Annotated in this window: 11 protein-coding genes; 9 read left to right on the top strand and 2 right to left on the bottom strand. The window is 74.5% G+C overall.

Going from position 1 to position 14,292, the window contains the following annotated elements:
- The first annotated feature begins 147 nt into the window (after window positions 1-147).
- From IMZ35_RS04990 to IMZ35_RS04975, 4 genes are all read left to right on the top strand, one after another.
- Entirely contained in the window at window positions 148-1,302 is a 1,155-nt protein-coding gene (locus tag IMZ35_RS04990) for a M20/M25/M40 family metallo-hydrolase (RefSeq protein WP_199439747.1), read from the top strand.
- Entirely contained in the window at window positions 1,299-2,213 is a 915-nt protein-coding gene (locus IMZ35_RS04985; RefSeq protein WP_199439746.1) for a GNAT family N-acetyltransferase, read from the top strand. The genes IMZ35_RS04990 and IMZ35_RS04985 overlap by 4 nt, the downstream gene beginning before the upstream one ends.
- On the top strand, window positions 2,210-3,316 hold the full coding sequence (gene menC, locus IMZ35_RS04980; RefSeq protein WP_199439745.1) for an o-succinylbenzoate synthase: 1,107 nt from the start codon (window positions 2,210-2,212) through the stop codon (window positions 3,314-3,316). The genes IMZ35_RS04985 and menC overlap by 4 nt, the downstream gene beginning before the upstream one ends.
- Before the next feature lie 89 nt (window positions 3,317-3,405).
- Window positions 3,406-5,133 carry a PucR family transcriptional regulator gene (locus IMZ35_RS04975; protein ID WP_199439744.1) on the top strand — a complete coding sequence of 576 codons (1,728 nt, stop codon included), beginning with the start codon at window positions 3,406-3,408 and terminating at the stop codon, window positions 5,131-5,133.
- On the opposite strand, the gene ilvD is transcribed toward IMZ35_RS04975, so the two are convergent.
- Window positions 5,044-6,732, bottom strand: a complete 1,689-nt coding sequence (gene ilvD / locus IMZ35_RS04970; RefSeq protein WP_199439743.1) for a dihydroxy-acid dehydratase — start codon at window positions 6,730-6,732, stop codon at window positions 5,044-5,046. The genes IMZ35_RS04975 and ilvD overlap by 90 nt on opposite strands.
- Before the next feature lie 1,156 nt (window positions 6,733-7,888).
- Between ilvD and IMZ35_RS31635 the strand changes: the two genes are divergently transcribed.
- The 5 genes from IMZ35_RS31635 to IMZ35_RS04940 all read left to right on the top strand — a co-directional run bounded on the left by IMZ35_RS31635 (window position 7,889) and on the right by IMZ35_RS04940 (window position 13,291).
- Window positions 7,889-8,875: a hypothetical protein gene (locus IMZ35_RS31635; protein ID WP_199439742.1), complete on the top strand. Its 987-nt coding sequence runs from the start codon at window positions 7,889-7,891 to the stop codon at window positions 8,873-8,875.
- An 8-nt stretch (window positions 8,876-8,883) separates the two neighbouring features.
- Entirely contained in the window at window positions 8,884-10,209 is a 1,326-nt protein-coding gene (locus IMZ35_RS04955) for an adenylosuccinate synthetase (RefSeq protein ID WP_199439741.1), read from the top strand.
- A 27-nt stretch (window positions 10,210-10,236) separates the two neighbouring features.
- Window positions 10,237-10,932: an NUDIX hydrolase gene (locus IMZ35_RS04950; RefSeq protein WP_199439740.1), complete on the top strand. Its 696-nt coding sequence runs from the start codon at window positions 10,237-10,239 to the stop codon at window positions 10,930-10,932.
- Between the two features lie 85 nt (window positions 10,933-11,017).
- Complete coding sequence (locus IMZ35_RS04945; RefSeq protein WP_199439739.1) at window positions 11,018-12,157, top strand: sugar efflux transporter; 1,140 nt, start codon at window positions 11,018-11,020, stop codon at window positions 12,155-12,157.
- Window positions 12,158-12,391: 234 nt separating this feature from the next.
- Window positions 12,392-13,291 carry a nitroreductase/quinone reductase family protein gene (locus tag IMZ35_RS04940; RefSeq protein ID WP_199439738.1) on the top strand — a complete coding sequence of 300 codons (900 nt, stop codon included), beginning with the start codon at window positions 12,392-12,394 and terminating at the stop codon, window positions 13,289-13,291.
- 185 nt (window positions 13,292-13,476) lie between these two features.
- On the opposite strand, the gene IMZ35_RS04935 is transcribed toward IMZ35_RS04940, so the two are convergent.
- Window positions 13,477-14,178 (bottom strand): SOS response-associated peptidase, encoded by a 702-nt coding sequence (locus tag IMZ35_RS04935; protein ID WP_199439737.1) that lies wholly within the window; start codon window positions 14,176-14,178, stop codon window positions 13,477-13,479.
- Between the last annotated feature and the right edge of the window lie 114 nt (window positions 14,179-14,292).

The raw sequence follows: 14,292 nt of genomic DNA, 5'->3' as shown, positions 1-14,292 counted from the left end.
CCGCCGGGCGGTGGCGCGTCCGGGGCCGCTCACCGGCCGGGTGAGCGCGGCGGACGAGCCGGACCGCGTTTCCTGGTCGGGTGGAACGAAGACAGGTGCCCGCCGCGCGGGCAGGCTGTGCCTCACGGACGTTCCGCTGGAGGCACGATGACACCCGTTCAGACGCCGGGCCGGTTCGAGGCCCTGCTGCCCGCGCTGCTCGCCGACGTCGAGGCGCTGGTGACCTGCGAGTCGCCGTCGTCCGACCTCGCCGCGGTCGCCGCCAGCGCCGACGTCGTGGCGCGCGTCGGGACGCGGCGGCTGGGCGCGGCCCCCGAGCGCATCGTGCTCGACGGGCGCACCCACCTGCGCTGGCGGCTGGGCGACGGACCGTCCCGCGTCCTGCTGCTCGGGCACCACGACACGGTGTGGCCGCTGGGATCGCTGCACACCCGCCCGTTCGCGGTGCGCGACGGCGTCCTGCGCGGTCCGGGCTGCTTCGACATGAAGGCCGGTGTGGTGCTGGCGGTGCACGCACTGGCCGCGCTCCCCGACCCCTCCGGCGCGACGCTCCTGATCACCGGCGACGAGGAGATCGGCTCGCCCAGCTCGCGGGAGCTGATCGAGTCCGAGGCCGCTGGCCGCGTCGCGGCGCTCGTGCTGGAGGCGTCGGCCGGCGGCGGCGCGCTCAAGACCGAGCGCAAGGGCGTCTCGCACTACCGGCTCCGCGTCACCGGCAGGGCCGCGCACGCGGGACTGGAGCCGGAACGCGGCGTCAACAGCACCGTCGAGCTGGCGCGGCAGGTGCTGGCGGTGACCGCGCTCGCCGACCCCGAGCGCGGCACGACGGTGACGCCGACGGTGATGTCGGCGGGCACCACGACCAACACCGTGCCCGCCACCGGTGAGTTCGCGCTCGACGTCCGCGTCCGCGACGCCGCCGAGCAGCACCGGGTGGACGCCGCGCTGCGTGCGCTGAGCCCCGTGCTGGAGGGCGCGCGCCTGGAGCTGCTCGGCGCCCCGAACCGGCCACCGCTGCCCGCCTCGGCGTCGGCGGCGCTGTTCGCCCGCGCCGCGGCGCTCGCCGACCGGCTGGGACTTCCGCCGCTGACCGGAGTCGCCGTGGGCGGAGGATCGGACGGGAACTTCACCGCGGGCGTCGGGACGCCCACGCTCGACGGTCTCGGCGCGGTCGGCGGCGGGGCGCACGCCGACGACGAGCACGTCCTCGTCGCCGAACTGCCCCGGCGCGCGGCCCTGGTCGCCGCGCTCGTGGCCGACCTGCTGGACACGTCCGCCGCGCCGACGGGAGAGCGAGGATGACCGCGCAGCACCACCTCGTCGCCGAGGGGCACGCGGCCGCCGAGGCCGCCGCGCTGGCGGCGGGCGTCACGATCCGCGAGATCACCGGCCTGCCCGAGCTGGAAGCGGTCCACCGGCTCTACGACGAGATCTGGCGGCCCGACCCGACCAACCCGCCGGTGACCACCGAACTGCTGCGCGCGCTGAGCAAGGCGGGCAACTACGTCGCCGGGGCGTTCGACGGGCCACGGCTCGTGGGCGCCTGCGCCGGCTTCTTCGGCCCACCGGCGCGCGCCGCCCTGCACAGCCACGTCGCCGGGGTGTCCGCCGCGGCGCTGGGACGCAGCGTCGGCTTCGCGCTCAAGCTGCACCAGCGCGCCTGGGCCCTGCACCGCGGCGTCTCGACCGTCGCGTGGACGTTCGACCCGCTGGTCCGCCGCAACGCCCACTTCAACCTGGCCAAGCTCGGCGCGGCGCCGGAGGAGTACCTGGTCGACTTCTACGGCGGCATGCGCGACGGCATCAACGGCAGCGACGACAGCGACCGGCTGCTGGTCCACTGGGACCTGACCGCTCCGGCGGTCGTGGCGGCCTGCGCCGGAACGCCGTCGCCGCGCGACGCGCGGGCGGAGCTGGCCGGCGGCGCGGTGGTCGCGCTCGGCCGCTCGGAGCACGACCTGCCGATCGCGGGCGAGCTGGCCGGCGACACGCTGCTGGTGGCCGTGCCGCGCGACGTCGAGGCGCTGCGCTCGGCCGATCCGGGACAGGCGAAGGAGTGGCGCGTCGCGCTGCGCGACGTGCTGACGACGCTCGTGGCCGACGGCGCCCGGATCACCGGCTTCGACCGGGCCGGGTGGTACGTCGTCACCCGAGGCCCGCAGGACACCGCGGCACCGCCCGCACCGCCCGCACCGGAGGAGAACGACAGATGAAGCTGACCGGAGTGGAACTGCGTCGGATCCGAATGCCGCTCGTCGCGCCGTTCCGGACCTCGTTCGGCACCGAGACCTCGCGCGACGTCCTGCTGCTGCGGGCGGTCACCGACGAGGCCGAGGGGTGGGGGGAGTGCGTGGCGATGTCCGACCCGCGTTACTCCTCGGAGTACGTCGACGCGGCGGCGGACGTGCTGACCCGCTTCCTCGTCCCGGTGCTGGCCGCCCACCCGCGACTGGACGCGCACGCCGTGGCCCCCGCGCTGGCGCAGTTCCGGGGGCACCGGATGGCGAAGGCCGCGCTGGAGACGGCCGTGCTCGACGCCGAACTGCGCGCCTCGGGCCGCCCGCTGGCGCGCGAGCTCGGCGCGGTGCGCGAGCGGGTCCCGTGCGGGGTGTCGGTCGGCATCGCGAACTCGATCGGCGAGCTGCTCGACTCCGTGGGCGGCCACCTCGACGAGGGCTACGTCCGGATCAAGCTCAAGATCGAGCCAGGCTGGGACGTCGAGCCGGTGCGCGCGGTGCGCGAGCGCTTCGGCGACGACGTGCTGCTCCAGGTCGACGCCAACGCCGCCTACTCGCTCGCCGACGCGCGCCACCTCGCCCGGCTCGACCCGTTCGGCCTGCTGCTGATCGAGCAGCCGCTCGACGAGGAGGACGTGCGCGGGCACGCCGCGCTGGCGAAGGTCCTCAGCACCCCGATCTGCCTGGACGAGTCGATCACCTCCGCCCGCGCCGCCGCCGACGCGATCGGCCTGGGGGCGTGCTCGATCGTCAACGTCAAGCCCGGCCGCGTCGGTGGCTACCTGGAAGCTCGCCGCATCCACGACGTGTGCGCGGCGCACGGCGTGCCCGTGTGGTGCGGCGGGATGCTGGAGACGGGGATCGGCCGGGCCGCGAACCTCGCGCTGGCCGCGCTGCCCGGCTTCACGCTGCCCGGCGACACCTCGGCCTCCGGCCGCTACTACCGCACGGACGTCACGGCGCCGTTCGTGCTCGACGACGGCCACCTGCCGGTGCCCGCGGGGCCCGGCATCGGCGTCGACCCCCTGCCCGACGAACTGGAGGCGGTCACCACGTCGACGCGGTGGCTCACACCGTGAGACGACCTCGTCCGGTCCGACAGGTGCGGGGGGCCGATCTCGTCCGCGCCGACGAACCGGGCTGACCCGTCGACTCCTACCATCGGGTGGTGCTCGTGTCGAAGAACCCGCGACCCCGCGCCAGCCTCGGCCGTGTGCTCGACGACCTCGGGGCCACGCTGCTGGAAATCGTCCACGGCGACGCGGACCGGCCGGGCCACGTCGGTGGCGTGGTCATCCACGACCCGCTGGAGGAACCGGTCCTGCCGCAGCACGCGCTCGTGCTGGGAGTGGGACTGCGCGAACCGGCGGAGGTCGTGCGGCTGCTGCGCTCGCTCGGCGGTCGGGGAGCGGCCGGGCTCGTGCTGCGCGCGCCCGTCGTGGTGTCCGGCGAACTGGCCGCCGCGGCGCGGGAGTCCGGCGTGGCACTGCTCGCGCTGACCCGCGGCGCGTCCTGGGCCCAGCTCGCGGCGCTCCTGCGCTCGCTGCTCGCGGAGGGCGACGTCGGCGAGCCCGAGGCCAGGGGCGGGATGCCGTCGGGCGACCTGTTCGCGCTGGCCAACGCGGTCGCCGCGCTGCTCGACGCACCGGTGACGATCGAGGACCGCAGCTCCCGAGTGCTGGCGTTCTCCGGGCGGCAGGACGAGGCGGACCCGTCGCGGGTGGAGACGATCCTGGGCCGCCAGGTCCCGGAGAGGTACTCGCGCCTGCTGACCGAGCGGGGGGTGTTCCGCGAGCTGTACCGCAGTGACCGGCCGGTGTACGTCGAGCCGCTGCCGGGGCCCCCGCTCTCGTTGCCGCGCGTCGCCGTCGCCGTGCGCGCCGGTGACGAGGTGCTCGGTTCGATCTGGGCCGCCGTGCGCGAGCCGCTGAGCGAGGAGCGCACGCGGGCCCTGCGCGACGCGGCCGGGGTGACGGCGCTGCACATGCTGCGCATCCGGGCCGGAGCCGACGTCGAGCGCCGCCTGCGCGCCGACCTGGTGAGCACGGCGCTGGAGGGCGGCGTCGCGGCGCGCGAGGCGCTGCGCCGGCTGGGGCTGGCCGATCGGCCGGTCGTCGTGCTCGCCCTCGCGGTGCGCGAGCCGGAACCCGGTCCCGGCGCGGACGCGGACCTGGCCACCGAGCGGCAGCGGCTGAGCGACGCCCTCGCGCTGCACCTGAGCGCCGTGCACCCGCGCTGCGCCGCCGCGCTGATCGGCGACGTGGCCTACGGGCTGCTGCCCGTGAGCCGCGACGGGGACGGGGAGCAGCGCGCCGTGCGCATCGCCGCGGACTTCCTCGACCGCGTCGGCGACCGCGTCCGTGCCGTGATCGGCGTGGGCCGGGTCGCGCAGGACGTCGTGGAGCTGGCGGACGCGCGGGCCGGTGCCGTGCGGGCGCTGCGGGTCCTGCGCGACGGCGACGGCGCGCGGCGCGTCGCCCGGCTGGCCGACGTGCACGTCGAGACGCTGGTGCTGGAACTGCGCGACCTGGCCGCGGCGCGCGGCGACGGACCGACCGGGGCGGTGGCCGAGCTGTTCGCCTACGACGAGCGGCACGGCGCGAGGCTGGTCGAGACGCTGCGGGCGTGGCTGGACACCTTCGGCGACGTCGTCGCGGCGGCCGCGTCCGTGCACGTCCACCCGAACACCTTCCGCTACCGCCTGCGCCGCCTGGCCGAGGTCGGCGGCCTGGACCTGACCGACCCGGAGGCCCGCTTCGCCGCGATGATCCAGCTCCGCGTGGTGGCCCCGCCCCCGCGTGGACCGTCAGTCGCAGACCGCGCCTCGGCTGGCCGTTCCCACCAGACGGGCGTACTTGGCCAGCACGCCGCGGGTGTAGCGGGGGGCCGGCGGTGACCAGCCGGTGCCGCGGCGGGTGATCTCCGCGGGCTCGACCAGCAGGTCGAGGGTTCCGACGGCCACGTCGAGGCGCACCCGGTCGCCGTCGCGGACGAACGCGACGGGACCGCCGTCGACGGCCTCGGGGGCGACGTGCCCCACGCACAGCCCGGTCGTGCCGCCGGAGAAGCGGCCGTCGGTGATCAGCAGGACGTCCTTGCCCAGTCCGGCGCCCTTGATCGCCCCGGTGATCGCGAGCATCTCCCGCATCCCCGGACCGCCCCTGGGGCCCTCGTAGCGGATCACGACGACGTCACCGGCGACCACCGTGCCGTTCTCCAGCGCGTCCATCGCGGCGCGCTCGCCGTCGAACACCCTGGCGGTGCCCTCGAAGACCGTCTCGTCGAACCCCGCCGACTTCACCACGGCGCCGTCCGGGGCCAGCGAGCCGTGCAGGACCGTGATGCCGCCGGTGGGGTGCAGCGGTTCGGCCAGCGTGCGGATGACGGCGCCGTCGGGAGCGGGCGCGTTCAGCTCGTCGAGGTTCTCCGCCATGGTCCGGCCGGTCACGGTCATCGCGTCGCCGTGCATGAGGCCGGCGTCGAGCAGCAGCTTCATGACGACCGGGATGCCGCCGATCCGGTCCACGTCGGTCATCACGTGCCGTCCGAACGGTTTGAGGTCGCCGAGGTGCGGCACGCGGCTGCCGACCCTGGCGAAGTCGTCGAGCGTCAGCTCGACCTCCGCCTCGTGGGCGATGGCCAGCAGGTGCAGCACGGCGTTGGTGGAGCCGCCCAGCGCCATGACCACGGCGATGGCGTTCTCGAACGCCTCCCTGGTCAGGACGTCCCGAGCGGTGATGCCCCGCCGCAGCAGTTCGACGACGGCCTCGCCGGAGCGGCGCGCGTACCCGTCGCGCCGCCGGTCGACCGCCGGGGGAGCGGCCGACCCCGGCAGCGACATGCCCAGCGCCTCGGCGGCGCTCGCCATCGTGTTCGCCGTGTACATGCCGCCGCAGGCGCCCTCGGTCGGGCACGCCGCGCGCTCGATCGCGTCGACGTCCTCGCGGCTCATCAGGCCGCGCGCGCACGCCCCCACGGCCTCGAAGGCGTCGATCACGGTGACCTCGCGCTCGGAGCCGTCGGACATCGTGGCCCGGCCGGGCAGGATCGAGCCCGCGTAGAGGAACACCGCCGCCAGGTCGAGCCGGGCGGCGGCCATCAGCATCCCCGGCAGCGACTTGTCGCACCCGGCGAGCAGCACCGACCCGTCGAACCGCTCGGCGCCCATCACCGTCTCCACGGAGTCCGCGATCACCTCGCGGGACACCAGCGAGAAGTGCATGCCCTCGTGGCCCATCGCGATGCCGTCGGAGACGGAGATGGTGCCGAACTGGAGCGGGAACCCGCCCGCCGCGTGCACGCCCTCCTTGACGGAGGAGGCCAGCCGGTCCAGGGAGAGGTTGCACGGCGTGATCTCGTTCCAGGACGAGGCCACGCCGATCTGGGGCTTCGCGAAGTCGTCGTCGGACAGACCGACGGCCCGGAGCATCCCGCGTGCGCCGGTGCTCTTCAGACCGTCGGTGACGTCCCTGCTGCGAGGTTTGAGATCGGCCACGGCTCGACGCTAGCACCGGCGCGAGGTGGGCACGCCGCGGTTCCGTCGATCGGGCCGCACGCGACCGGCCGACACCACGCGCTTGCGATCCAGGTTTGAGTTATCTAGACTTAAACTATGTTCACCAGGGAGGAAGCGCTCCGGAGGGTCGAGACGGCCGCGTCCGCGACCGTGCTGTTCGGCCCGCGCTCGGCCGACTCCGCGGTGCGCCGGGAAGCGCAGCGGACGTTCCGGGGACTGGCCGCCGTGCTGCACCCCGACCGGACCGGTGCGGACGCCAGGGCGGGCGCGGCGTCGGCCGAGCTGACCCGGCTCTACGACGACTGGACGCGCGGCGCGGGCGCGGCGGCGCTGCGCACACCGGCCGGGAACGCCTACCGGATCGGCGCGCTGCACGCGACCGGCAGCGTCGCCAACGCGTACCTGGCGGAGGGCGGTGGCGGCCCGTGCGTGGTGAAGGTCGTGCGCAACCCCGCGACGAACGCCCTGCTGCACGCCGAGCTGGACGCCCTGCGCGCCCTGGGCGAGTTCACCTCCCGGCACCGCTGGCTCACCCCCTACTACCCGCGGGTGGTGGACGCCTCGGGACCGGTGGGGCGGGACGAGCGGGCGTTCACCGTGCTCGAACCGCTGGTGGACGGGTTCGTGACGCTGGCCGACGTGCGCCGGGCGTTCCCGGCCGGGCTCGACGGCCGGGACTGGGCGTGGATGCACCGCCGCCTGCTGCGGGCGGTCGCCGGAGCGCACCGCGCCGGTCTCGTGCACGGCGCGATCGTGGCCGAGAACGTGCTGGTCCACCCGGAGCAGCACGGGATCGTGCTGGTCGGCTGGTCGTTCGCCGTGGAGCCGGGGCAACGGCTCCTGGCGACCAGCGGGGCGGCGGAGTTCCGGGCGGCCTACCCGCCGGAGGTCCGCGCCGGTGCCCCGGTCACCGCCGCCACCGACGTCCACATGACGCACGCGCTGATGCTCGGCCTGCTCGGGCCGGGCGAGACCGGGCAGCGCGCCTTCGCGCGCGGCTGCACGCAGGACGACCCGCGGACGCGGCCCGACGCGGCCGATCTGCTGGACGAGTACGACGAACTGCTCGACGAGCTGTACGGCGACCGGGTCTTCCGGCCGTTCGTGCTGCCGGACCAGAAGAACGGGGAACGACGTGGGACACGGCAAGTGGGACGACGACACGTACGCGGCGGCGCGGACCTTCCGGGCGGCCAGGGGGATCGCGGACTTCGGCTACACCAGCGCGATGAAGGCGGCGCCGTCCACCGCCTGGAAGGCTGACCCCTCGCTGGACCCGCTGGGCGTCACCGCGCGGGAGTGCCTGGACTCGCCCGACCACGCGGACTCGACGCCGATCGCGGTGCTGTTCGACGTGACGGGATCGATGGGGCAGGTGCCGCAGATCATGCAGCAGAAGCTCGGCAAGCTGCACGGTCTGTTGCAGCGCAAGGGGTACGTGACCGATCCGCAGCTGATGTTCGGCGGCATCGGTGACGCCGACAGCGACCGCGTGCCGCTCCAGGTCGGGCAGTTCGAGTCGGACAACCGGATGGACGAGCAGCTCCGCACGATCTTCCTGGAGGGCAACGGCGGCGGGCAGAAGAGCGAGTCCTACGAGCTGGCCGCCTACTTCGTCGCCCGGCACGTCGTCACCGACGCGTGGCGGAAGCGGGGCCGCAAGGGGTACCTGTTCATCATCGGCGACGAGCTGAACAAGCCACGGCTGGAGGCGCGGCACGTCCGCCGGATCATCGGCGACGACCTGCCCGAGGACGTCGACCCCGCGTCGGTGTACCGGGAGCTGAGCCGCCGCTGGCACGTGTACTTCGTCCTGCCCCGGCAGTCCTCGTACTACGACGACCCGCAGATCGCCGAGCACTGGCAGGAGATCCTCGGGCAGAACTTCCTCAAGCTCGACGACCCCGGCGCGGTGTGCGAGCTGATCGCCACGACGATCGGCCTGGAGGAGCGCGTCGTGGACCTGGAGCAGGCGATGGTCGACCTGGCCGAGGTCGGGTCGCACGCCGAGAGCGGCTCGGTGGGCCGGGCGCTCGTCCGCGTCGGCGCGGCGCGGGGAGCCGTGGCGACGCTGCCGGCCCTGCCGGGGCTCGACGGCCCCGACGACGTGACGCTGAACTGACGGCCGCGATGATCTCCGACGGGCACGTCGTCGTGGTGGGCCTCGGCTTCGGCGACGAGGGCAAGGGCTCGGTGGTCGACGCGCTGTGCCGGGACGGCTCGGTGTCCGCGGTCGTCCGGTTCAACGGCGGCGCTCAGGCCGCGCACAACGTGGTCGCGGGCGAACGGCACCACACGTTCAGCCAGTTCGGGTCGGGCACGCTCTGCGGCACGCCGACCCTGCTGTCCCGGCACGTCCTGGTCGAGCCGATCGCCCTGGCCACGGAGGCCCGAGAGCTGGTGGCGCTGGGCGTGCCGGACCCGCTGGGCCTGGTGTCCGTCGACGCGGGCGCGCTGCTCACCACGCCGATCCACGTCGCGGCCAACCGCGCCCGCGAGGACGCCAGGGGCGCGAGCCGGCACGGTTCGTGCGGCAGGGGGATCGGCGAGACGGTCTGGTACTCCCTGGTTTCGCGGCGCGGGTCCGCGCCGGGCGACGTCGTGGAGGACCAGGTGGTGCCGAGCCCGCCGGGGACGCCGCCGACGGTCGGCGACTGCGGCGACCCGGCTCGCCTGCGGCGGCGGCTGGACGACCTGGCGCGGTTCTACGAGCCGCTGATCGCGGGCAGCGAGCACGGGTTCCCCGCCGTGGAGGAGCTGGTGAACCTCTACCGCGAGTTCTCCGGGGCGGTGCGGACGGTGTCCGGTGACGAGGTGGGCCGCCGCGCCGACCGGGGACGGCTGGTCTTCGAGGGCGCGCAGGGCGTGCTGCTCGACCAGTGGCGCGGCTTCCACCCGCACACCACCTGGTCGACGGTCACCCCGGACGCGGCTTCGGGGCTGCTCGGCGCGCGCCGGGCCACCGTGCTCGGCGTGACGCGCACCTACCAGACCCGGCACGGCGCCGGTCCGCTGCCGACCGAGGACCCCGGCGTGCTCGACCGCTTTCCCGAGGCGCACAACGGCACCGGCCGCTACCAGGGCGCGTGGCGGGCGGGTCACCTGGACGAGGTGCTCCTGCGCTACGCCGCGGCCGCGTGCGGCGGCATCGACGCGCTCGCCGTGACCCACCTCGACCGCGTCGCGAGCGGGCTGAGCGTCGCCACGGCCCACCGCACCCCGTCCGGCGCGGACCTCACGAGCCTGCCGCTGGGACCGGCCGGAGCGGTGCGGCACCAGCGGGAGCTGACGGAGTCGCTGAGCCGGTGCACCCCGCGACTGGAGGAGCTGCCCCGCGATCCGGACGCCGTCGTGGACCGGCTGGAGACGCTGCTGGACGCGCCGGTGCTGCTGACCGGCACCGGCCCGGACCGGGCCGACCACCGGCTCGCGACGCCGGTGCCGCTGCGCCGCTGATCCCGCGCGGTGCGCCAGAATCGTCGGATGAACCCGGCACAGGACGACCAGCGCATCGAGTCGACGCTGGTCTCGGTGGACGTGCTCGCACTGCGGTTCGCCCCGGACGCCCGCGCGGTGCTGCTGGGCGTCGCCCCCCGCGCCCACGACCCCTTCGGCGGCGACCTCGCCCTGCCCGGCGTGCTGCTGGGACGCGGTGAGCGGCTGCGCGACGCCGCACTGCGCGCGGTGACCGGCAAGCTCGGGGTGGCCGCGGAAGCGGTGACGGCGGTGGGGCAGCTCGCGACCTTCGACGAGCCCTCCCGCGACCCGCGCGGGCCGACGCTGTCGGTGGCGCTGTGGGCGACCGTCGACCCCGGTCGGCTCGACGGCCGGGACGGGCCGACCTGGGCGTCCCTCGGCGACGTGCCCGCCCTGGCGTTCGACCACGACCGCATCGTGGCGGACTGCCGCCCCCTGTTCCGGGACCGGCTCTGGCGCGATCCGGCGTTCACCGCCGGTCTGCTGGGCGCCGAGTTCACCACCGCGCAGGCGCTGGACGTCACCGAGGCGCTGACCGGCGACCGGCCCTACCCGGCGAACCTGGGCCGCACGATGGACCGCGTGCCGGGGCTGCGCCGGACCGCGCAGCACGCGTCCGCGCTGCCCAAGGGCGGCCGGCCGCCGCTGGTGTGGAGGTGGGACCCGGTTCCGTCCGGTGTCACCACTCGGGATCGATCTTAAAAGATTTCGCGAATTCGGCCTTCGTCGCCACACTGGAGGCGTGTCTGTAGCGCTTCAGAAAGCCTCTCCCGTCTCGGGGCGACCGATGGTGCCGCTGGCGGCGGTCAGCGTGCTGGTCGGTGTCGCGGCCGCGTTGACCATGCCCTTCACGGCGTTGTTCCTCACCGACGAACTGCACGTCTCCCCCGTGCGCCTCAGCGTGTTCCTGCTGGTCGCGCCGATCGCGGGCCTGGTGGCGAACACCCTGCTCGGGCGGCTGTCCGACGCACGCCCGGTGCGCAGGGCGCTGCTGGTGATCGGCGGCGTGGCGGGTGCGGGCGGGTACGCGCTGTTCGCCCTCGTGCGCGAGTACTGGCTCCTGCTGCTGGTCTCGGCCACCTTCGCGGCCGTGGCGTCGTCGCTGATGTCGCAGACCTTCGCCTACGCGCGGCAGGCTCTGGACGACGGCGGTTCGCAACGGGCGCCGATGGTGATCAGCGGACTGCGGACGCTGTTCTCCGTGGCCTGGGTGATCGGCCCGCCGCTGGCCGCGGTCCTCGTCGCGCAGACCGGGTACGCGGGCCTGTTCGGGGTGACCGCCGCGGTGTACGCGCTGACGGCGGGCGTCGCGGCGCTGTGGCTGCCGGGGCTGGGCGCAGCGCGCGCGTCGGCGACGCCCGTCGCGGGGGAGGGGCGGAACCTCCGGCGGGAGATGCTGCTGGCGGCGCTGGCGTTCGTGCTGCTCCAGGGCGCCAGTTCCCTCGGCGTCACGGCGATCCCGCTGTTCGTGACGTCCGACCTGCACGGCACGGCGCAGGAGGCGGGCTTCGTGCTCGGCCTGTGCGCCGCGCTGGAGATCCCGCTGATCATGGGCCTCGGACTGCTCGCGCTGAGGTTCGACCGCAGGCTGCTGGTCTGCGCCGGCGGCGTGGCCGCCATGCTCTACCACGCGGTGATGCTCGTCGTGACGACCACCTGGCAGGTGCTCGCGGCCCAGGTGCTCAGCGCGATCGCGATCTCCGCGGTGATGGGGATCGGCATCTCCTTCTTCCAGGACCTCGCGCCCGACCGGCCGGGGTACGCCACGACGCTCTACACCAACACCCTCACGCTCAGCGGCATGATCGTCGCGCCCCTGATCGGCTTCGCCGCGCACCTCGGCTACCGCTCCGCCTACGCCATCGCGCTGGGCCTGTGCGTGTGCGGCCTCGCCGTGCTGCTGCTGTTCCGGCCACGCCGCGGTTGAACCGCACGGGTCCGTGGTAGTTTCCTCACGAGCCCCGTATGGGCCTACGCACGGAGGTAGCGGCTTCTCAGCCACCCGAGATCGGCACGAGCCCGAGTCTCTCGCACCTCCGTCCCCCGGACGGTTCTTCGGGGTTTCCAGTGCGTACCAGGCCCTTCACGTGTGCTCCGTGTCGTCTCCCCTCCGGCGGAAGCCCGCCTCCGGTCCGAAGTGGATCGACGAGGAGAAGACCAGATGACAGAGCGAGAAACCACTGCGCCGCAGGAGTTCGACGTCGACGCGTTCCAGCGCGGCGTCATCGAGGAGTTCCGGGCCAACGGCGGCCGGGTCGGCGGGATGTTCGCCGGCGCGACCCTGGCGCTGCTGACCACCACGGGCGCGCGGACCGGCCTGCGCCGGACCAGCCCGCTGGGGTACGTGGTGATCGACGGGCAGCCGCTCGTCGTCGCCTCCGCGATGGGCGCGCCGACCCACCCGGCGTGGTACCACAACATCCGGCGCGATCCGCTGGTCACCGTGGAGACCGGCACCGAGACCTTCGAGGCGATGGCGGCGATCCCGACCGGCGCCGAGCGCGACGCGCTCTTCGCGAAGATCGCCGAGGTGCAGCCCGGCTACGCCGAGTACCAGACCAGGACGAGCCGGGTGATCCCGGTGGTGAGCCTGCACCGGATCGACCCGGACGCCGAGGGGCCGGGCGCCTTCCTCGTGGAGGTGCACGACTGGCTGCGCGGAGAGCTCGCCGAACTGCGCCGTCGCGCCGACGAGGTGCTGGACGGTCGCGGCACCGCCGGGAGCGACCTCGTGCGGGAACTGCGGGCGCACTGCGCGACGTTCTGCGGGGCGTTGACCAAGCACCACACGGGGGAGGACGTGGGTGCGTTCCCGGTGCTGGCGCAGCGCTTCCCCGCGCTCGCGCCGGTGCTGACGAAGCTCGGCGAGGACCACGTCGTCGTGGCGCGCTTGCAGGACGAGATCCAGCGGCTGGTGGACGGTCACGTGCCGGGGAAGGACGATCCCGCCGCGCTGCGTCGCGAACTCGACCGCCTCACGGCCGAGCTGGAAGCGCACTTCGCCCACGAGGAGCGGACGATCGTCACCGCGCTCAACACGCTGGCCCCGCCCCCCGCGTGACCAGTCCCGACCACCCGAGTTGAGCGTTCGAGCACGGTGAGTTGAGCGCTCGGGCATGGTGAGTTGAGCGTTCGGGTCGGGTGAGTGGAGCGTTCGGGGCGTGAGCGCTCACCTCGCCCGGCGCGGGCGCTCCACTCGGGGTGCCCGAGTGCTCAACTCGGGGTGCCTGAACGCTCAACTCGGGGTCAGGACGGGGCCACCAGGTCCGGGGTGTTGTTGCGGGGGTTGTTGACCGCGGTGCTCACCGGGTGGGGCTCCAGGCGGGGTTCCGGGACCTGCGCCAGCAGGTCGCGCACGGCGTCGTCCTCGGTGAGCGCGGGGTCCAGCCAGGCGTCGCGCAGGTCGGCGGGGATCAGCAGGGGGCAGCGGTCGTGCACGTGGCCCAGGGTGTCCGGGGCGGACGTGGTGACGATCGTGCAGCTCCACAGCCAGCGGTCCGGGTCGTCCTCGGCGCGCTCCGGGTCCTGCCACAGCTCGTAGAGGCCCGCGAACGCCAGGACCTCCTCGTCGGCGGCGTGCAGGAAGTACGGCGTCTTGCGCCCGTCGGCGGTCTGCCACTCGTAGTAGCCGTCGGCGGGCACCAGGCAGCGGCGGCGCCGCGCGGCGGCCCGGAACGCGGGCTTCTCGGTGAGCGTCTCCACCCGCGCGTTGATCATCTTCGAGCCGATCTTGCGGTCCTTCGCCCACGACGGCACCAGTCCCCACCGCACGGTGCGCAACTGCCGCACCGGCTCCTCCTCCTGCTCCGCGCGCTCCAGCGCGACGCGCACCTGCTGGGTCGGGGCCACGTTCCACGAGGGCGAGAGGTCCTCGCCCACCACGTCGTCGACGTCGAACGCGCGCGCGAGGTCCGCGCTGGAACTGGAGCTGACGTATCGGCCGCACATGCTCCCAGTCTCCCGTTCACCGCCGGGACCCGCAGCGCGCGCTCAGCGCGGAGTCCGCGAGCGCGGCAGCGGCACGCGCGAGAAGTCCGTGTCGGAACCGAGGTGGAAGCCGGG

This window comes from Umezawaea beigongshangensis (assembly GCF_016464305.1).
In the GTDB taxonomy this organism is placed as follows: Bacteria; Actinomycetota; Actinomycetes; order Mycobacteriales; family Pseudonocardiaceae; genus Umezawaea_A; species Umezawaea_A beigongshangensis.
The sequence above is the reverse complement of the archived record's forward strand: the minus strand, read 5'-3'. Positions and strand labels throughout refer to the sequence as shown.

Bases quoted from the DNA above. Each gene is read 5' to 3' on its own strand.
- menC (WP_199439745.1), top strand. From the start codon at position 2,210: ATGAAGCTGACCGGAGTGGAACTGCGTCGGATCCGAATGCCGCTCGTC.
- IMZ35_RS04955 (WP_199439741.1), top strand. From the start codon at position 8,884: ATGATCTCCGACGGGCACGTCGTCGTGGTGGGCCTCGGCTTCGGCGAC.
- IMZ35_RS04950 (WP_199439740.1), top strand. From the start codon at position 10,237: ATGAACCCGGCACAGGACGACCAGCGCATCGAGTCGACGCTGGTCTCG.
- IMZ35_RS04940 (WP_199439738.1), top strand. From the start codon at position 12,392: ATGACAGAGCGAGAAACCACTGCGCCGCAGGAGTTCGACGTCGACGCG.
- IMZ35_RS04945 (WP_199439739.1), top strand. From the start codon at position 11,018: ATGGTGCCGCTGGCGGCGGTCAGCGTGCTGGTCGGTGTCGCGGCCGCG.
- IMZ35_RS04990 (WP_199439747.1), top strand. From the start codon at position 148: ATGACACCCGTTCAGACGCCGGGCCGGTTCGAGGCCCTGCTGCCCGCG.
- IMZ35_RS04985 (WP_199439746.1), top strand. From the start codon at position 1,299: ATGACCGCGCAGCACCACCTCGTCGCCGAGGGGCACGCGGCCGCCGAG.
- IMZ35_RS04935 (WP_199439737.1), bottom strand. From the start codon at position 14,178: ATGTGCGGCCGATACGTCAGCTCCAGTTCCAGCGCGGACCTCGCGCGC.